The sequence below is a fragment of the Serratia quinivorans genome, from assembly GCF_946227985.1.
GTDB lineage: Bacteria > Pseudomonadota > Gammaproteobacteria > Enterobacterales > Enterobacteriaceae > Serratia > Serratia quinivorans_A.
In genome coordinates this window covers 1,600,666-1,619,541 of the sequence record NZ_CAMKGL010000001.1, presented here as the reverse complement: position 1 = coordinate 1,619,541, position 18,876 = coordinate 1,600,666, and the positions used below count along the sequence as shown (strand labels likewise).

Annotated in this window: 14 protein-coding genes; 4 read left to right on the top strand and 10 right to left on the bottom strand. The window is 58.2% G+C overall.

Features of this window, described 5'->3' with window-relative positions; genetic code table 11:
• Positions 1-89: 89 nt before the first annotated feature.
• Positions 90-1,310 carry a LysR family transcriptional regulator gene (locus tag OCH02_RS07620; protein ID WP_261430637.1) on the top strand — a complete coding sequence of 407 codons (1,221 nt, stop codon included), beginning with the start codon at positions 90-92 and terminating at the stop codon, positions 1,308-1,310.
• Here the strand turns inward: OCH02_RS07620 and aroQ are convergent.
• The 9 genes from aroQ to OCH02_RS07575 all read right to left on the bottom strand — a co-directional run bounded on the left by aroQ (position 1,307) and on the right by OCH02_RS07575 (position 12,429).
• Positions 1,307-1,735 (bottom strand): type II 3-dehydroquinate dehydratase, encoded by a 429-nt coding sequence (gene aroQ, locus OCH02_RS07615; RefSeq protein WP_174352562.1) that lies wholly within the window; start codon positions 1,733-1,735, stop codon positions 1,307-1,309. The genes OCH02_RS07620 and aroQ overlap by 4 nt on opposite strands.
• Before the next feature lie 11 nt (positions 1,736-1,746).
• Positions 1,747-2,577, bottom strand: a complete 831-nt coding sequence (locus OCH02_RS07610) for an amidohydrolase family protein (protein WP_261430636.1) — start codon at positions 2,575-2,577, stop codon at positions 1,747-1,749.
• Complete coding sequence (locus OCH02_RS07605; protein WP_261430634.1) at positions 2,574-3,836, bottom strand: gallate dioxygenase; 1,263 nt, start codon at positions 3,834-3,836, stop codon at positions 2,574-2,576. Before OCH02_RS07605 ends, OCH02_RS07610 begins: the two co-directional genes overlap by 4 nt.
• Before the next feature lie 24 nt (positions 3,837-3,860).
• Positions 3,861-5,240, bottom strand: coding sequence for an MFS transporter (locus OCH02_RS07600; RefSeq protein WP_261430632.1), 1,380 nt, complete (start codon positions 5,238-5,240; stop codon positions 3,861-3,863).
• Positions 5,241-5,536: 296 nt separating this feature from the next.
• Complete coding sequence (gene hutH / locus OCH02_RS07595; RefSeq protein WP_261430631.1) at positions 5,537-7,183, bottom strand: histidine ammonia-lyase; 1,647 nt, start codon at positions 7,181-7,183, stop codon at positions 5,537-5,539.
• A 51-nt stretch (positions 7,184-7,234) separates the two neighbouring features.
• On the bottom strand, positions 7,235-8,575 hold the full coding sequence (locus OCH02_RS07590) for an MFS transporter (RefSeq protein ID WP_261430630.1): 1,341 nt from the start codon (positions 8,573-8,575) through the stop codon (positions 7,235-7,237).
• Positions 8,576-8,577: 2 nt separating this feature from the next.
• Positions 8,578-10,230: a urocanate hydratase gene (locus OCH02_RS07585; RefSeq protein WP_261430629.1), complete on the bottom strand. Its 1,653-nt coding sequence runs from the start codon at positions 10,228-10,230 to the stop codon at positions 8,578-8,580.
• Positions 10,227-11,318, bottom strand: coding sequence for a DUF917 domain-containing protein (locus OCH02_RS07580; RefSeq protein ID WP_261430628.1), 1,092 nt, complete (start codon positions 11,316-11,318; stop codon positions 10,227-10,229). The genes OCH02_RS07585 and OCH02_RS07580 overlap by 4 nt, the downstream gene beginning before the upstream one ends.
• 214 nt (positions 11,319-11,532) lie before the next feature.
• Positions 11,533-12,429 carry a LysR family transcriptional regulator gene (locus tag OCH02_RS07575; protein WP_261430627.1) on the bottom strand — a complete coding sequence of 299 codons (897 nt, stop codon included), beginning with the start codon at positions 12,427-12,429 and terminating at the stop codon, positions 11,533-11,535.
• A 173-nt stretch (positions 12,430-12,602) separates the two neighbouring features.
• On the opposite strand from OCH02_RS07575, the gene OCH02_RS07570 reads away from it, so the two are divergent.
• The gene (locus tag OCH02_RS07570; protein ID WP_261430626.1) at positions 12,603-13,982 is read left to right on the top strand and encodes a dihydroorotase; all 1,380 of its coding nucleotides are present in this window, start codon (positions 12,603-12,605) and stop codon (positions 13,980-13,982) included.
• A complete protein-coding gene (locus OCH02_RS07565; protein WP_261430625.1) occupies positions 13,979-15,229 on the top strand; it encodes a Zn-dependent hydrolase in 1,251 nt (416 codons plus the stop codon). The genes OCH02_RS07570 and OCH02_RS07565 overlap by 4 nt, the downstream gene beginning before the upstream one ends.
• Positions 15,230-15,407: 178 nt before the next feature.
• Here OCH02_RS07565 and pckA read toward each other — a convergent pair whose 3' ends face one another.
• The gene (pckA, locus tag OCH02_RS07560) at positions 15,408-17,027 is read right to left on the bottom strand and encodes a phosphoenolpyruvate carboxykinase (ATP) (RefSeq protein WP_261430624.1); all 1,620 of its coding nucleotides are present in this window, start codon (positions 17,025-17,027) and stop codon (positions 15,408-15,410) included.
• Positions 17,028-17,517: 490 nt separating this feature from the next.
• Here pckA and OCH02_RS07555 point away from each other — a divergent pair, with 490 nt between their 5' ends.
• Positions 17,518-18,861, top strand: coding sequence for a 2-hydroxycarboxylate transporter family protein (locus tag OCH02_RS07555; RefSeq protein ID WP_261430623.1), 1,344 nt, complete (start codon positions 17,518-17,520; stop codon positions 18,859-18,861).
• Positions 18,862-18,876: the final 15 nt, after the last annotated feature.

Below are 18,876 nucleotides of genomic sequence, written 5' to 3'. Positions count from 1 at the left end.
CAGTTCTGACGGAGGACGGATAATTCATTTGATTGCAGCAGGTATGCGTTTTATTTATATTGCCAGCCACGGGTAAAGGAGATGATGCGATGGACTATGATGAGAATCTGCTGACAAACCTGATGCAAATCAGGGCGTTTAGTCAGGTAGTGACCCAGGGAAGCGTCTCACGCGCAGCCGATGAACTATTCCGAACCCAGTCAGCTGTCACCCGCTCAATCCGCGATTTGGAGCAGCAACTGGCGGCACCCTTGTTTGAACGCCATGCCAGCGGCATGCTGCTGACCGACTTTGGTAAATGCGTGCTGCCGCGCGCCCGGCGGGCGATTGATGAATTGCACCAGATACCGGCGCTGCTAAAGCGCTTACAGGGCAAAGGGGGGCAGACGCGCGGCGATCCCGAACCCTTGTACCTGTTCAATGTGCGACGACTGCAGATTTTTGTCTGCCTGTGTGAAACCCGGCATATGCAAACCGTCGCCACGCTGCTCGGACTAAGCCAGCCGGCGATCAGTGCCGCGCTCAAGGTGTTGGAAAACGGTGCCGGGGTGCCGTTGCTGGAGCGCACCCCACAGGGGATGGTACCGTCGCTGGCCGGCCGTGAAATCGAGGCTAACATTCGCCGTGCGCTGAATGAACTGCAACATATTCCCGCTGATATCGCAGCCCGCCGCGGGGTGCTGGAGGGGCGAGTGCGGGTGGGGGCGTTACCGTTGGGACGTACCCGGCTGTTGCCACAGGCCATCATTCAACTGACCTCCCGCTATCCGGGTGTCAGCGTGGTGACCAACGAAAGTGCCTTTGAGGCCCTGGTTAGCGAGCTGCGTTCCGGGGATATTGATTTTATTTTTGGTGCCCTGCGCGCCAGCGATTATGCCGCCGATGTGTACAGTGAAACGCTGTTTACCGAAGACATGGTTCTACTGGCACGTCGTGGCCATCCGCTGTCGGTCCCGGGGGTAAGGCCAGAACAGTTGAGAGCGGCGCGCTGGGTATTGCCACGTTCGGCCACTCCGGCGCGGCGCTTGCTGGACGGCTGCTTCATGGCGATGAATATCCCGGCGCCCAGCCCGGTGGTGGAAACCGGTGATCTGGCGTTGGTGAGAGGCTTGCTGCTGAATTCAGACATGCTGGCGGCGGTATCCGCCCACCAGTTGGAATATGAACTGGCTTCCGGCGAACTGGTTCAGCTGTCAATGGCGCTGCCTGATACCGGACGCGCCATTGGCCTGATCTGCCGTACGGGCAGCCTTCATTCCCCGGCGGCGCAAGCACTGATCGCCTGCTTGCGCGAGGTCTGTAGGGACTAAAGCTGCGCCGCTTGCATCAGCGCATAACGGTATCCCTGAATGCCAAAGCCGCAAATCACGCCGTTGGCCACGTCGGACAGGTAGGAATGATGGCGAAACGGTTCGCGCTTGTGCACGTTGGTGATGTGCACCTCGAACAGGGGCAGGGCTACTGCCGTGACAGCGTCACGTATTGCCACCGAAGTGTGCGTCCAGGCTGCCGGATTGATCACCAGTGCATCTGCCTTGCCGCGCGTTTGTTGGATCCAGTCAATCATTTCACCTTCATGGTTGGTTTGGCGAAATTCCAGCCGGCATTCCAGTTCGGCCGCAGTGCTGCGACACAGCTGTTCGATGGTCGCCAGCGTGTCGGTGCCGTAGGTCTCAGGCTCGCGGGTGCCTAACAGGTTAAGGTTCGGGCCATTGAGCACGTAAATGGTTTTCATCTTTACTCCGATCATTCGCTAAAACCAAACAGCCGCTGCGGCGTCTGCCATAAAATTTGCCGGCGCGTTTGTGCGTCGGGGAACATCTGTTCGGCCAGCATCAACAGCGTGCCCATGTCCATGCGTTCGGTGGCACGCAGGAAAGGCCAGTCCGATCCCCACATGCATTTCTCACCGCTGTAGGCCGCCAACAGCGCCAACAGGTAAGGCTGAGCGTCGCTGAACGGGTAGTGCCGGCGTGAAAACTTGGCCAGACCGGAAAGCTTGACGTAAGTGTGCTCACGCTGTGCCAACGACAACAGGGCCTGAAAAGCCGGTTGTTGAAGACCTGCGCTGACGTCCGGCCGACCCGAATGGTCGAACAGCAGCCGGGTGCGGGTGCGTGCCAGCAGCGGCATTAGCGCCGGTAACTGGTCGTCCTGCACCTGGATTTGCGCGAACATTTCCAGTTCTGCCAGTTGCCCCATTAGCCGATCCAACTGCAAGAAAGGTTCGACCCCGAGCATCGCCACGTTAAGCGCGATGCCGACCACGCCCTGTGACTGCAATCCGGCAAGCGTTTGGCTGTCCACATCACGCGGCACCACGGCAATACCTTTGTGACGGCCTTCGCCAGCGGCCAGTGCCGCCAGCAGGTAGCGGTTATCGGTGTTGTAAGCCGACGTCGGGCCGACAATCAACGAGTGGCGAATACCGTAGGCCTGCATCACCGCGCGATAATGTTCCAGGGTTGCCAGTTCGTGACCTTGTGGGTTGTAACCACTGTCTGACGCATAGGGAAAGCGCTTTGGGTCGAAAATATGGTGGTGACAGTCAATTTTCGGCTGGTCAAAAATAGTCATTTTGGCGCTTTCCCCGCAACGGAATACAACACCTGCTGATTGCGTGTTTGCTGGAATTCTTCCAGCGTCTGGCCACGCATCGCCGAGTAGATATGCAGGTTGGATACCCCGACCACAGCCCCGAGCTTTTCCAACAGGAAGAAACTGACGCCATAATGGATCAGTCCGCGCCAGTCGAGTTCGCGCAACAGTTGCTGTTCCTCAAGGGTCAGCTGCGCTTCGTCGAACAGCGCCTGCTGGGCGTTATTGAAGCGATCGCGCCAGGCCGGCTGGATCAGCCGGTGCAGGAAACGGTTGATACGGATGGCTTTCAGGCTGCGCGCATGGGTAAAGGGATAGGTACCCGGCAGTTTCTCAACACCCGCCAGTTGCAGGTTGATCTTGTCGCGCTGGCGCTGATGGACATCTACCGGTGCCTCGCGCGCCTGGTTTTCCAGGATCAGCGTGGCGATGCCGGTCATTGAGGGCAGATAATAGGCCTGATGAAACTTTTCGACATTGGCCGACAGGGCACCGCGCATAATCAGCCACATGATCACCTCCGCGCCCTCCAGCCCACCCAGGGTGGCGTACTCCGCCAGCGTGATTTCGGTCAGGCGCTGCGGATCGTTAACCAGCAAGTCGACAAATTGCTCATCCCACTGCGGGTTATTAAAACCGCAACGTTCTCCATGTACCTGATGCGAGACGCCACCGGTGGCGACCACCGCGACGCGCAAGTCTTCCGGGAAGCTTTCGATCGCCCGGCGCAGAGCCTGACCGAGCTTGTAGCAGCGGCGGGCTGAAGGGATCGGGAACTGCAGCACCCCGACCTGCAGCGGCACCACCTGCATTGGCCAGCCGTTCTGCCACGGCAGCAGGGCGGAAAGGGGGGAGAATAGCCCATGGTCGAGAGGTTTATCCTGGAAGAACGACATATCAAACTCGTCGGCCATCAGGCTGGCACCGATATGTTGCGACAGCGCCGCATGGCCTCGAATCGGCGGCAAATCACGTGGGCCGCCGCCTTCGTCGGCCACCGCGTAGCTGTCGTCAATGCCGAGCACGAATGCCGAATAGTGATCGAAGAAAAACGAGGTCACGTGATCGTTGAAGACATACAGCAACACGTCCGGTTTTTTCTCTTCGAGCCATTGCTGCATCGGGGCGAAACCGTCAAAAATCGGTGCCCAGGCCGTTTCGTTCTGCTTGTTGTGATCTACTGCAAAACCGATGGTTGGGGTGTGTGACACCGCCAGTCCGCCAATGATCTTAGCCATCGTCTACCTCTGTATTAATAAGAATTACCGGTTATTCATGGTGCGTGACAACGCAGGCAGGTCGGTAATATCGATGCCTTTAACCATTTCAGCCGGATGTGCCTTTTGATGATTAATGATAGTGATCGCCGCCAGTAACGCCGGGATCGCCAGGATGATGAAAATGCTGGTGGCTCCGGGGAAAATACCCAGCAATACGCCGCCCATTGACGAGCTGATAATGGCGCCGCTGCGGCCAATGCCGTGCATCCAGCTGACGCCGGTGGCCCGCATTTCTGTGGGGTAGAATGCCGGTGAGAATGCCTGCAGACCGGTTTGCGCTCCGTTGATACAGATGCCGCTGACAAAGACCAACACCGCCAGCGGCGTGGGGCCAAAGCCCCAGATACCCTGTGACAGCAGGCAGAACATGCCCAGCAGATAAAACAGTCCGATCACCCGTTTGGCGACGAAGCGGTCCATCAGGTAACCGACCAGCAGGCCACCCAGGGTGCCGCCCAGTTGGAACAGACCGGCGATTATCGCCGCGCGCTCCAGCGAGAAACCGGCGCCGCGCACGATGGTCGGCAGCCAGCCGTTGAGCAGGTAGATGACGAACAGCCCCATAAAATAGGTCAGCCACAGCACCACTGTGCCCCTGGCGTAACCATTACTGAACAGTTGGAGTACGCGGGCTTTCTTTGGGATCACCGGGGTTTTCAGTATGAACGTGGTGCCGGCGCTGAACACCCCGCCGGCGCGGCGCAGAATTTGGGCAATCTTGTCCTTGTGGTGGTTGCGTACCACCATATACAGCGTCGATTCCGGCAGGATCCAAACCAGCAGCGGCAACAGCACCAGCGGCATGATGCCGCCGAAAAACAGCACCGCTTTCCAGCCGTAGTGCGGCAGCATACCGGCGGCGATAAACCCGCCGGCACCGGAACCAATATTAAAGCCGCTGTACATCAGGGTGATCATCAGGCCGCGGCGGCGTTCGGGCATATACTCTGACACCAGCGTGACGCAGTTGGGCATCACCGCGCCCAGGCCCAGGCCGGTAAGAAAACGCAGCAAGGCCATTTCCAGCGGGGTGCGGGCAAAGGTGCTCAGCAGGCTGAACAACGCAAAGCACAGGATTGACAGCAGCAGTATCTTCTTGCGGCCAAAACGATCGGAATAGGGGCCGGCGATCAGCGCTCCCAAAGCGACACCAAACATCGCAGCACCGAGGATCGGGCCCATTTCGGCGCGCGAAATCCCCCAGTCTTCAATCAGTGCGGGGGCGATAAAACCCATCACCGCGGCGTCATAACCATCAAACATAATGATCACGAAACACAGAATCAATACCAGCCACTGATAGCCGGAAATAGGGCGGGAATCAATCCACGCTTTGACGTCGACAATGTTGCGGTTGCTCATCGGGTACGCTCTCTGTTTTTTTTATTAATATGTGATCGGATTAAAACTTTGGTTGCAGGCCGGAAACGTATTGAATGAGCGCCAGTGGGCATTGTCAGAATATTTATATCATTTATTTTATAAAAAACAGCTAATTGTGTGATTCCTGGCTGACGACTCAGTTACCACGTTAGGGACTGTGGCTGCCGGTGTCTGCCGGAAAATGATTAACGAGGTATGAGTTTTGTTTATTTGGATAAAAAAACAGGGTGCCATGGGGCACCCTGAGTTCAGGAAGGGAGATAAAAAGTTGGGGATTACCTGCCGTATTGGCGCAGCACCTGCTCTGCGGCGGCGAAGTCGGGTGCCAGTGGGCGATCGATTTCGATAAACGGCACCCGTTGGCGTAGCGCCGTGTAAAGTGCCGCTGTCGGCGCGGAGAGCGTAAAACCGTTGTGCCGCTGCTGGCGCAGGCTCACCGCCTGGGCGTCGTGCACCAGCAGGATCCCCAGCAGTTGATAGGCGTTATCCACCTGCTGTTGAACGCGCTCAACCACCGACGGGGCGTTAGTGGCAATGTCTTCGATATCGCCGGCCACCGGGAAGTAATCGAGCGACACCGGCATCGCCAGCTCTTTATTGCGCATTGCCAGCATCATCACCGGCTTTTCCATCGCGCCAAAGGCATGCACGGTGCGTGCGGTGCCAAGGAAGCGGCTCAGGCCGGTAAACGCCGGGTTATTCAGTTTGACCACCTGTTGGGCGCTGGCCAGCGAGTTGTGCGCCAGTGCCAGTCCCAACTGTTCGAAGGCCAGCACCCACGGCAGTGGCTCAAAGTTAGCGCTTGGCAGCACTGCGCCCTGCAGGTTGCCTTCACTCACGTAGCCGACCGCCTCCTGCGGACGCTGTGACGGTGCCGTGACGTTCAGCGCCACCCCCGGGTTGTCGTCGGAACTGTTTAACTGCACCAGTAATTGATCGTAGGCCTGCCGGTAGCTACGCTGAAGTTCCGCCAGCAGATAGACGCCGGAGCGGAAGCTGAGCGGATCCTGCAGCGGGCGGCTGTCGTCGTGCTGCCACAGGCTGGAACCGGCCAACAGTTCACGCAGGTTTTTGCCCATCGCCGCCACTTCCGGATAGGGACGTAGCGCCAGGGTATTGGCCAGAAACGGCGATACGTTGCCGTTTAGCGCCTGCAAACTCAGGGCATAGGTCAGGGTATTGACCTGCATCAGATGGGCCAGTGAATCCAGCGCCAGTGCGCCACTGGCGGCGGAATAGGCATTGGAACTGAGGATCGCCAGTGCGTCCTTGGCATAGGGCGTAATAGCCGGCGTTTGGCTGCTCTGCAGCGCCGCACTGGCGGCCACTTTGCTGCCCTGATAATAGACCTCGCCCTCGCCGAGCATCGCCAGCCCGATGTGGCTGATCACCGTGATATCGCCTTCACCCACCGAACCGTCCGCCGGGATCACCGGGGTAATCCCTTTGTTGAGAAAGGCGACATAGGTGTCGACAATCGCCGGTTGAACGCCCCCGCCCCCGTTTAGCAGACCATTAAGCCGGGTGACCAGGGTGGCCCGTGCCACGCGGATGCTCATGGGTTCACCGATGCCGCCGGAATGGGCATGCAGCAGACCGACGTTAAATTTTTTCGATGCGTCGATCACTTCCTGCGTCAGCTTGCCATGCACGTCGACCATGGGCCGATCCTTGTTCAACCCGACGCCGACCGTCAGTCCATAAATTTTCAAACCGTTCTGTGCCGCCTCGATCAGCACCTTATGTGACAATGTCACGCGCTTGATGGCGGCAGGGGCGACGGCCACCGCTTCGCCATCGGCGACGTTGGCGATCATCTGCGGGGTAATGGAGTGGCCGTCGAGCGTGACGGTGGCCAATCCAAGCTGGCTGTAACCGAGCGTCAGCGCGGCCAGCAGCGATAAGGCGAGTTTTCCTGGCATGATAAGTGAACCCTTTTTATTGATTATTATGATGTCGTTATTGTGTTGTGTTCAGGGCTGCCGCACCGGGTGACGGGCGATCAAATACAGGGTGACCAAGGCCAGCAGGCTGGCGATCATCACGTACCAGGCAGGGGCAAAACGGGTGCCGGTATTCTGGGTCAGCCAGGTGAGGATCGCCGGGGCAAAGCCGCCGAACACCGTCACCGCCAGGTTGTAGGACACCGACATGCCGCTGGCCCGCACCTGGGTAGGGAACAGATCGGACAGTGCCGCCGGTGCCACGCCGACGAACAGTGACACCAGGATGCAAAACAGTGTCTGCACCAGGATCAGCATTGCGGTGGTGTGGTAGGCATCGAGCAACAACAACAGCGGGTAGCTGGCCACCAGTAACAGCAGTGCCCCGACCTGCAGGATTTTCAGGGTGCCAATACGGTCAGACCAGGCCCCGGCCGCCACGCAGCACACCACCATAAAGCAGTTGCCGATCAGCGCCGCCAGAAACGCCTGGTGGCTTTCAAAGTGCATCACTCGCTGAACATAAATCGGCATATAGATGATCAGTGCATAGATGCTTACCGCCCACAGAATCGACAGCCCGGTACCGAGCAGCACCGCGCGGCGATGGGTACGGAACAGCAAGCGCAGCGGCATTTCCGGCACGCGGGGTTCCCGCTGCTGGCGCGCCTGCTCTTCGGCAAACAGCGGCGTTTCTTCCAGCGTTTTCCGCATCCACAGGCCAATCGGTGCGATCGACAGGCCGATGATGAACGGAATACGCCAGCCCCAGTCACCGATTTGTTCGTGGCTGAGCGTCAGCGTAACCGCGGTTGCCACCAGCGCGCCGAGGATATTGGATATCCCCATGCTGGCCTGCAGCCATGAAGCGTATTGGCCTTTTTGATGGGCGGGGGCGTGCTCGATCAAAAATGCGGCCGCGCCGCCCACTTCGCCACCGGCGGAAAAGCCCTGCAACACCCGGCCACACAGGATCAGCAGCGGCGCACCGATGCCGATGGCACTGTACGGCGGTGCAAAGGCAATGATTGCAGTGCCGACTGCCATGGTCATGATGGTCAACGTCAGAGCCGCCTTGCGGCCGACCCGGTCACCGTAAGCGCCGATCACCAATGCGCCAAGCGGACGAATAACAAAACTGAGACCGAAGGCCAGGAAGGCTTCAAACAGCTGGGTGCCCGCATCGTTCTGATGGAAGAAGTTCTGCGCGATATACACCGCGAAGAAGGCGTACACCGAGAAGTCATACCATTCCAGCGCGTTGCCGATGGAGGCTGCGGCAATCGCCTTGCGGCCGCTGTTTTTACGCGGTGTGGCGGCATCGGCGACCAGCAGGGGGGCGATGGGCGGAAGCGTGCTTTTATTGATCATTATTATTCTCCGCGGGGCAGTGAGATATACGGCAAGGATTTGTCAGCGATCTCATCCAGTGATTCCTGATAACCGGCATCGGCGTAACGCATCACGCCGGTGGTGGTGTCATTGGTCATCGACAGTTGCAGACGTTGTGCTGCAGCGTCACTGCCATCGGCGATGGTCGTGACGCCGGAGCTGGTCATATAGCCGCTGTAACCGCCGCCGCCGGAGTGGATCGCCACCAGGTCGGCCATTGAGGCGCAGTTGACCAGCGCGTTGAGCAGCGGCCAGTCGGCGATCGCATCGGAGCCGTCTTTCATTTTTTCGGTCATGATATTCGGGTGGGTCATCGCCCCGGCGTCGAGGTGATCGCGGGTAAAGGCTATCGGGCCGGACAGGCGGCCGTCCGCCACCATGCGGTTGACTTCCAGCGCCAGCTCGGTGCGTTCACCGTGGCCGAGCCAGGCGATGCGCGCCGGTAAGCCTTCAAAGGGCACATGCTGACGCGCCAGGGTGATCCAGTTGCTGACGATACGGTTGTCGGCAAAGCGCTCGAGCAAGTAGTCATCGATGACGCCAATATCGTTGCTGTTGTTGGACAGGGCGATCCAGCGGAACGGGCCGATGGCGCGGCAGAACAGCGGCCGCAGAAAGGCTTCGGTGAAAATCGGGATCTCGAAGGCGCGCTCAACGCTACCCTGATGGGCGTGGGTGCGGATCAGATTGCCGTTGTCGAACACCACTGCCCCGTGGTCCATAAAGCCGATCATCGCCTGTACATGCTGAACGATGGAGCGACGGCTGGCGTCCATCAGCGCATGGATATCTTCCTCGCGCTGTTTGGCCACCTGTTCCGGGCTGTAACCGGCGGGGACATAGCCGTACACCAGGTCATGCGCCGCGGTCTGGTCGGTCACGATGTCCGGGATCACGCCGCGCGCCAGGATGGCCGGGTAGACTTCGGCGGCGTTACCCAGCAACGCGACCGAAAGGGCTTCTTTACGCTGTTGCGCGCCGGCTATCATCATCAGTGCCTGGTCGAGATTGGCCGCCTGGTGCTGCAAAAATCCGTTTTTCAGCCGTTTGTCGATGCTGGCCTGATTGACCTCGATGGTCAGAATTGCCGCGTTGGCCAGGGTGCCTGCCAGCGGCTGAGCGCCACCCATACCACCCAGACCGGCGGTAAGAATAAAACGCCCGCGCAGTTCGTTGTCGAAATACCGTTCGGCAATGCGCGAGAAGATTTCATAAGTGCCCTGGATCACCCCCTGTGAACCGATATATTGCCAGTCTCCGGCGGTCAGACCGCCCCAGCAGATCAGGTTCTCTTTTTCCCAGCGGTAGAAGTTTTCCGCCTTCGCCCAATGGCCGACCATATTGCAGTTGGCCATGATCACCAGCGGGGCGTTGGCGTGGGTTTGCAGCAGGCCAATCGGCTTGCCGGACTGCACCAGCAGGGTCTGGTCTTCACGCATGGTTTTTAACGCGTGAACGATGGCATCGTGTGACGGCCAGTCGCGCGCTGCACGGCCCAACGCGGCGTACACCACCAGATCATCCGGATTTTCACCGACCGCCAGCACGTTTTCCAGCAGGCGCAGCAGCGCCTCTTGGCGCCAGCCAAGGCAGCGCAGCGTGTTGCCAGAGGTCACCTCAAAGGTTTTTTTCATGCGGCATCTCCTGCTGGCAGGTAACTGCGCAAATCGATACCCAGGGTTTTCTCCACCGGGGGATAGACTGCCGGATCGGTGACCGACGACGAGAGGGGGAACTGAGAGTGATGCATATGGAAAATCATCACTTCCAGGCCTGGCTTCAATTGCCCGGCGCTGATTGGGTTACCGGCGCTGTCGAGCGTGGTGATCACGTCCGGGTAGCTGGCGATACGCTCACCGTGCGCATCTTCTACCGCCATGTGTTCGTTCATGATGTGGATACGACGCAGGTCATTACCCCGACCGAGGGTCACGATGCCGACGTCAAACGCCTCCTCGGTATAACGCAGGCTGTTGGTTGTGACTACGCCACTGCCAATAATCTGGCCACCGGTATGACGGCAGATGGCATCAACCACGCCGTTGCCCCGCGCGGCCAGAATACTTTCGCCCAATGAGATCGCCTGGCTGATGCCCCCCAGAGCCGCGTGTTGGCGCACATAAGCGGCCGGGATCGGGTTGCGGCAACTGGCGATAAAGCCGCCGGACATGTCGGCCGCCTTGCGCAGCACCGGTGACACTTTGGCCGTGGCGCCTTTCACCACCAGCTCGATATAGGCATTATTGGCTCGGTTGCCGCCGACGGCGGCCTGGATCATCGGCTGCGGGCTGGAGGCCAGGCCGATGGAGCCCATATCGCCGGTCGGATGGGCGCGCAGATCGCCGACCGCATCAATCACCTTACAACCGAGCACGGCGGCAGGCAGCCAGCCGTTGAGGGTGCTGGACATACCGTTCTGGCCGATCATCAGCCCGGCTATTGGGGCGCCCAGCTGTTGCTGCACCAGTTGCACCGCCTTGACGTAGTCGACGCCGAGCATCTGCCAGTCGGTCAAACCGCCGGGGGCACCAATCGCCGCCGCGGTGGCTACCCAGGCGTCATCGGCCAATTCGTCGAGGCTGACCAGCTCCGGGCGGCCGATGGTGACCGCCAATTGTCCCAGCTCCAGGCCGTGGGCTACCCAACCGCCCCCGCCGCAGGCAAATACCGAACCGCCTTTTACCGCGGCCTCCACATCATTAAGTGTTAAAACACGCCCCATGGTCTGTGCTCCTGAAAGTATCGGTGAGATTGCGCTTAAATGAATAATCTGTGAATGGCAGCGCTACCGGAATTCGATACTAGGGGGCGGTCAGGCAAAATGTCGCATTACTTTTTATCACCTACGTATAACAAAATGTTAACCAATTTGGTGGGGGATTGAATTCAACCGCCATCACGCTGGATAGCCGCGTCATTGAGAGGGGCAAAACCGCTTAGCGCGACCAGTGGATCTGCACCGACTCCAGGGTGGCGATAAACGCCTGGGCCAGGCGTGACAGGGGCTCGTACATACCATGCACGATGCTGATGGGGGTTTTGGCGGTGGGTTCTATCGGCCGGAAAACCACGTTGGTCCATACCGGCCCGTTGGCGGTGATTTCGTCGATCAGCGCGATGCCCACACCGGCCTGCACCAGCGCACAGGCTACGTGGATCTGCTGTACCTCGACGGTAGGGCGCAGGATCATATCGGCGTCATCCAGCAGCTTGCGCACCAATTGGCCAATCGGGATCTCGGAGCCATAGCCAATAAAGGGCTGGTCGATCAAATCTTCGATGCTAATCACGTTTTTGGCGGTCAGCGGGTGAGTGGCAGGCAGCGCCACCACCAACCGGTTTTCGTATAGCTGGCGCGAATGCACATTCGGATGGCCTTCATGCAGAAAGGCCACGCCCAGCTCGACCTGCTGCGTCAGTACCGCCTGCAGCAACACGTCCGGGATCATGGTGTGCAAAATCACCCGCGCCTCGGGCAACTGTGCGTGGAACCTGGCGATGGCGCTCGGGATCAGGCCCTGGCCCAGGCTTGGACTGCAGGCGATGCGCAGGTGGCCCATACGGTTTTGGATCAAATCTTCTGCCACTTCGTTAACCCGCTGTACTCCCTGATACACCGAGTTGACCTCGACAAACAGATGGCGGGCCTCGGGCGTTGGGTACAGCCGCCCCTTGATACGTTCAAACAGGGTCAGGCCTAACCGTTGCTCGGTATAGGCGATCAACCTTGATACCGCGGGCTGCGACACATGCAGCAGTTTGGCGGCGCCGCTGATGGAACCGGTCAGCATGATGGCTCGGAACACTTCGATTTGCTTGAGGTTTAAACGCACGCGCCCTCCACATGGTTAACATTTTGTTATGCATGAGTGATAAACAAGCATAAGACAGAATAGACAGCCTCACCCTACACTGGCCCTGGTATCGGCACAATCGGCCGATTGAAAAGCTGAGAAGCGTGCATGTTTATGCAATTGTCGGACGAATTAAAAAGAGGGGAGGCGTTATGAATTTGAGTCAACGGCCAGAGCTGGTGGTCAAGGGCAACCTGGTGGATGCCGAGCGGGTGACCCCTGACGGCTGGCTGGCGATCGCCGGCGGCAAAATCATTGGCAGCGGCAGCGGACCGGCACCCGAGGCGGCACAGGTGCTCGATGCCGATGGCAAGTGGATCCTGCCGGGGGTGATTGATGGGCAGGTGCATTCGGGTAGCCAGGCTAATCAGGAAGGTCTGGGCTGGGCATCGCGTGCGGCAGCGGCGGGCGGCATTACGGTAATGGTCGATATGCCATATGACGATCCGCAGCCGGTGGCTTGCCGCGCCCTGCTGGAGGCCAAAATCGCCGAGGTAGAGCGTGACTGCCATGTTGACGTGGCGTTGTTCGGCACCCTGAATTCGACCTACGGCTTTGATGCCGCGGCGGGTTTGATCGAGGGCGGGGTCTGCGCCTTCAAGTTTTCTACCTTTGAAGCGACGCCCGGCCGTTTCCCGCGGGTAGATGAAGACGACCTGATGCACGCTTTTCAGTTGATCGCCCCGACCGGGCTGGCCTGCGCGGTACACAACCAGATGCAGGAACTGACGCGCAAGAATATCCAACGGATGACCGAAGCAGGTGACACCGGTTGGGACGCCTTTATGCGGGCCCACACGCCGTTGATCGAGAATCTGGCAACGGCGCTGATCTATGAGATGGGGGCAGAAAGCGGTGCGCGTGCCCATGCGGTTCACGTTTCCACCTCGCGCGGTTTTGAGTTGTACCGCATGTATCAGCAAGCCGGCTATCCGGTCAGCATTGAGACCTGCGTGCAGTATCTGATGCTGAACCACGAACAGCACACGTACCAGTTTGGTGCCAAGACCAAGCATTACCCACCGATCCGCCCGAAAGCGGAAACCGAATTGTTGTGGAGTCATATTGCGCAGGGTAACTGCACTTTTGTTTCTTCCGACCACGTCAGCTGGGGGCTGGAACGCAAAGGGGACGCCAACGTGTTTAAAAATGCCTCCGGCGGACCGGGGCTGGAGACATTGTTACCGGCCCTGTGGACCGGGTGCGAGCAGCATGGCATCGCACCGACCACCGTGGTGCAACTGCTGTGCCGCAATCCGGCACGTCATTTTTTGCTCGACGATCGCAAGGGGGGCTTTGATATCGGCATGGATGCCGACTTCGTTATTTTGAAGCCTGAACATTACCGCTTTGATCCGGCCAATAGCCTGTCGGCGGTGAAGTGGAGCGCCTTTGAGGGGATGGAATTCAGCGTACGGGTGGAAACCACCTATTGTCGCGGCCAGGCGGTATTCGCCAACGGCCAGATTGTTAATTCGCCGGGTGCCGGCCAGTTTTTGCGCCCGCATGCCGCTCAAGGGGAAGGCCAATGACCGAATTAATCAATAGTGAGCGTTTGTGGGCCAGGGTTAATCATCTGGCGCAGATGACACTGCCGGAGGTGCCCTGGACGCGTCGTGCGTTTACGCCGTTATTCAGCGAAGCGCGTCTGTGGCTGGCAGAGCAAATGAAGCAGGCCGGGCTGACGGTAACGCTGGACGAGGGGGGCAATCTGATCGGCCGTCGCGCCGGGCTGCGCCAGGATTTGGCACCTATTGTTACCGGTTCGCATTGCGATACCGTGGTCGGCGGCGGCCGCTATGACGGCATTATCGGCGTGCTGGCGGGCATCGAGATCGCCCATGGCCTGCATCAGCAGGCGATCAGTTTGCAGCATCCGTTTGAGGTGATCGATTTTCTGTCCGAGGAACCCAGCGATTACGGTATTTCCTGTGTTGGCAGCCGGGCACTGAGTGGGGAGTTGGACAGTGGCATGCTGGCGGCGAAGAACTCGCAGGGTGAAACGCTGGCGCAGGCGATGACGCGAATTGGCGCCCAGCCGGAAAAACTGAACCAGCCACTGCGCTTGCCCGGCGGCACCGCCGCTTACGTTGAGTTGCATATCGAACAGGGGCCGGTGCTGGAGCGTCAGCAATTGCCGATTGGCGTGGTGACGCACATTGTCGGCATTCGTCGGGTGCTGGTGACGGTGATTGGCCAGCCGGATCACTCCGGCACCACGCCAATGGATATTCGTCGCGATGCACTGGTGGGGGCGGCGCAGGTGATCGAACAGGCGTATGCGGCAGCGTCGCAGCAGAGTGGTAATCCGCATTATGTGGTGGCGACCGTGGGGCGGATTGCCATGACGCCCAATGTGCCCAACGCGGTACCGGGCCGGGTGGAATTGATGCTTGAGGTGCGCAGCGACAGCCAGCAGGTACTGGACAGCTTCCCCGAATTGCTGCTGGAAACCTGTTTGCCACGTTTGCAGAGTCTGGGGTTACAGGCGCAGTTGCAGCATGTCAGCCGGGCACGGCCCACGGCCTGCGCGGAAAGGGTGATGCAGGCGATCGACGCTGCGGCGCAATCGCTTGGGTTGGCCAGCCGTCGGCTACCGAGCGGTGCCGGGCATGACGCGGTGTATATGGCGCCCACCGGGCCGGTGGGGATGGTGTTTATTCCCTGTCTGAACGGGCGTAGCCATTGCCCAGAGGAGTCGATTACCGAACAGCAGTTGGCCGACGGAGCCAGGGTGCTGGCGCAGGCGCTGATCAATCTGGATCAGCAACTGGCGTAAAAAAGGGGCCGACGGGCCCCTTGAGGTTGATGGCTAAATTGTCTTTTAGAACGAGATACTCGGGCCTAGCGCACCGAGGGGCGCTCCGGCAGCCAAGGCTGCTACGACCCCTCCGGCACGCTCTCCCTAATAACAAGCTTTGTCAGACGTCTAAAGATACCATTGTGCCTTTGCAGCCTTAAAGCTTGGGACCGGCGCTGACCAGCTTTTCGCCGGCGGGCGTCACGGTGTATTTGGCAAAGTTATCGATAAAGCGCTGCGCCAGATCCTGGGCTTTCTCTTGCCACAGCGATTCGTCCGCGTAAGTTTTACGTGGGTCGAGAATGGAAGGGTCAACTCCCGGCAGCGCGGTCGGGACTTCCAGGCCAAAGATCGGCAGGGTGAAGGTCTCGGCGTGTTCAATCTCACCGTTCAAAATAGCGTCGATGATGCCGCGCGTGTCCTTAATGGAAATACGTTTGCCGCTGCCGTTCCAGCCGGTATTCACCAGATAGGCTTGCGCGCCGGCGGCTTCCATACGTTTCACCAGCACTTCGGCGTACTGCGTCGGGTGCAGCGTCAGGAACGCGGCGCCGAAACAGGCGGAGAAGGTTGGGGTTGGCGTGGTGATACCGCGCTCGGTACCGGCCAGCTTGGCGGTAAAGCCAGACAGGAAGTGGTACTGAGTCTGTTCTGGCGTCAGGCGTGATACCGGTGGCAGCACCCCGAAAGCATCGGCGGTCAGGAAGATGATTTTCTTCGCATGGCCTGCTTTTGACACGGGCTTGACGATGTTATCGATATGCTCAATCGGGTAGGAAACACGGGTGTTTTCAGTCTTGCCGGCGTCATCGAAATCGATGCTGCCATCGGCCAGCACCTGCACGTTTTCTAACAGTGCATTGCGACGGATAGCCTGATAGATCTCAGGTTCGGCCTGTGGCGACAGCTTGATGGTTTTGGCGTAGCAGCCGCCTTCAAAGTTGAACACGCCGTCATGGTCCCAGCCGTGTTCGTCATCGCCGATCAACTGACGCTTGGGATCGGTGGACAGGGTGGTTTTACCGGTACCGGACAGGCCAAAGAACACCGCCACATCACCCTGTTCGCCGACGTTGGCCGAACAGTGCATCGAAGCGATACCCTGTAACGGCAGCAGGTAGTTCATGATCGAGAACAGGCCTTTCTTCATTTCGCCGCCGTACCAGGTGCCGCCGATCAGCTGAATACGCTCGGTGAGGTTAAAGGCAACGAAATTCTCTGAATGCAACCCTTGCTGTTGCCAGTCCGGGTTGGTGCATTTGGCCCCGTTCATCACCACGAAGTCCGGTTCGAAATTCTGCAATTCTTCATCCGTCGGGCGGATAAACATGTTTTTGACAAAGTGCGCCTGCCAGGCCACCTCGGTGATGAAACGCACCTTCAGGCGGGTGTCGGCATTGGCACCGCAGAAGGCGTCCACCACAAACAGACGCTTGCCGGAAAGTTGGTTACCCACCAGCGTTTTCAGATGCTGCCAGACTTCTGGCGATAGCGGTTGGTTGTCGTTTTTACCGGTGCCGTTATCGGACCACCAGACGGTATCGCGCGTGGTGTCGTCACGCACGATGTATTTATCTTTCGGTGAACGGCCGGTGAATTCACCGGTATCGACGTTGACCGCACCCAGGCGGGTCAGCGTACCGCGTTCCAGTGCCGGCAGGTCGGCACGGGTTTCCTCGGTAAACAGTTGCTCGTAGCTTGGGTTATGGACGATGTCGGTAGCCTGATGGATGCCGTAACGGGCCAGTGTTTGTGGGGTAATCGCGATTGAAGACATATCCTACTTCCTTATTAGTTCTATGCCTGCAGACTTTCGGCCTGTCGCGCTGGCGGCGACAATCTGAAAGCCATGGGGCATATATTATTGCCTGTTTTCTGCACGGTGCCGCGTACAGAAGCAGGTTCGGGTACAGCTGACCGGATTCAGCTAATTACCGTTCCGGTTCTCATTAATAAACGCACGGATTTTTACTTCCATCTATAGCATAGCAGTGAATTCAAACCTGATTATTTTAATTACAAAACGCTGACGATAATTAATTAAAGCCAACATCGGCGGGAGCTCACAATATTGGATTAATAAGGCGGAATTTAGTTTGGTGTTTTTATTTTTTATCATATCGTCATGGCTGTCTACTATTTTCATTTAATATCAATAATAAAATATCCAACCGTATTTATGATGGTGAAATCTTTAACCGTTTAAATGATTTCATAAATTATTGGATGATCCGCTCCATACTGAACACTTGTCAGCAGGGTGAACAATGAAACAGATAAATGCAGAAATGGCCTGTGATAAAGAGGCGTTGTCGCCTGATTCATCAGGGGTGATTAATCAAATCCGACAAATGAATATCGGTGCCGTGCCGGTGGCGTTGTTTATCACTATTTGTGCCATTGTCACCGTGTCGGCTTATGCCAATTTTTTACCCAAGAATATGATTGGTGGCCTGGCGGTAATTATGACGCTGGGTTTCGCATTGGCGCATTTGGGCAAAAGCATTCCGGTGCTGCGTGATATCGGTGGCCCGGCCATCCTGTGTCTGATGGTGCCTTCGGTGCTGGTCTATTTTAATTTCTTCCAGCCGAACGTGATGGGTACCGTCCATCTGCTGATGAAAGACGCCAACCTGCTGTATTTTGTTATCGCCAGCCTGGTGGTCGGCAGCATTCTCGGCATGAACCGGGTTATCCTGATCCAGGGCATGATCCGCATGTTCGTGCCTTTGGTGGTCGGCACGGTAACGGCGGTGGTGACCGGGTTGCTGGTGGGCAAGCTGTTTGGTTTCACCTTCTATCACACCTTCTTCTTTATCATTGTGCCGATTATCGGTGGCGGTATCGGCGAGGGCATACTGCCGCTGTCGCTGGCCTATTCAGCGATCCTTGGTTCTACGCCGGATGTGTACGTAGCGCAGCTGGCACCGGCGGCGGTGCTGGGCAATATCTTCGCCATTGTGGCGGCTGGCGTATTGGCCCGCCTGGGGATGAAGCGCAAGGCACTGAGCGGTGACGGTATGTTGATCCGGTCGGCGCAGGACAACGCGGTGTTTGCCATCAAGGAAAGCACTGGCAACGTTGATTTCCAGCTGATGGGCGGCGGGCTGCTGGTGATTTGCGCCTTCTTTATTGTCGGCGGGTTGTTTGAACACATCGTCCATATTCCCGGCCCGGTGCTGATGATTCTGTTTGCGGTACTGTGCAAATATTGCCGGGTGATCCCAACCTCAATGGAAACCGGTGCGCACAGTTTTTATAAGTTTGTTTCAACCGCGCTGGTGTGGCCGCTGATGATTGGCCTGGGCATGCTGTACGTACCGCTGGAAAGCGTGGTGGCGGTGTTCTCGGTAGGCTATGTGGTGGTCTGCGGTTCGGTGGTGCTGTCGATGGGGCTGGTGAGCTTCCTGATTGCACCTTACCTGAAAATGTACCCGGTTGAAGCGGCCATCGTCACCTGTTGCCACAGTGGGTTAGGCGGGACCGGTGACGTGGCGATCCTTTCCGCGTCCAACCGTATGGGCTTGATGCCGTTCGCGCAAATCGCCACGCGCATCGGCGGTGCCTCCACCGTGATTGGTGCCACGCTATTGTTGGGTTGGTTAATCTGAGGCCAGATTAAATTA

Bases quoted from the DNA above. Each gene is read 5' to 3' on its own strand.
- OCH02_RS07620 (WP_261430637.1), top strand. From the start codon at position 90: ATGGACTATGATGAGAATCTGCTGACAAACCTGATGCAAATCAGGGCG.
- aroQ (WP_174352562.1), bottom strand. From the start codon at position 1,735: ATGAAAACCATTTACGTGCTCAATGGCCCGAACCTTAACCTGTTAGGC.
- OCH02_RS07610 (WP_261430636.1), bottom strand. From the start codon at position 2,577: ATGACTATTTTTGACCAGCCGAAAATTGACTGTCACCACCATATTTTC.
- OCH02_RS07605 (WP_261430634.1), bottom strand. From the start codon at position 3,836: ATGGCTAAGATCATTGGCGGACTGGCGGTGTCACACACCCCAACCATC.
- OCH02_RS07600 (WP_261430632.1), bottom strand. From the start codon at position 5,240: ATGAGCAACCGCAACATTGTCGACGTCAAAGCGTGGATTGATTCCCGC.
- hutH (WP_261430631.1), bottom strand. From the start codon at position 7,183: ATGCCAGGAAAACTCGCCTTATCGCTGCTGGCCGCGCTGACGCTCGGT.
- OCH02_RS07590 (WP_261430630.1), bottom strand. From the start codon at position 8,575: ATGATCAATAAAAGCACGCTTCCGCCCATCGCCCCCCTGCTGGTCGCC.
- OCH02_RS07585 (WP_261430629.1), bottom strand. From the start codon at position 10,230: ATGAAAAAAACCTTTGAGGTGACCTCTGGCAACACGCTGCGCTGCCTT.
- OCH02_RS07580 (WP_261430628.1), bottom strand. From the start codon at position 11,318: ATGGGGCGTGTTTTAACACTTAATGATGTGGAGGCCGCGGTAAAAGGC.
- OCH02_RS07570 (WP_261430626.1), top strand. From the start codon at position 12,603: ATGAATTTGAGTCAACGGCCAGAGCTGGTGGTCAAGGGCAACCTGGTG.
- OCH02_RS07565 (WP_261430625.1), top strand. From the start codon at position 13,979: ATGACCGAATTAATCAATAGTGAGCGTTTGTGGGCCAGGGTTAATCAT.
- pckA (WP_261430624.1), bottom strand. From the start codon at position 17,027: ATGTCTTCAATCGCGATTACCCCACAAACACTGGCCCGTTACGGCATC.
- OCH02_RS07555 (WP_261430623.1), top strand. From the start codon at position 17,518: ATGAAACAGATAAATGCAGAAATGGCCTGTGATAAAGAGGCGTTGTCG.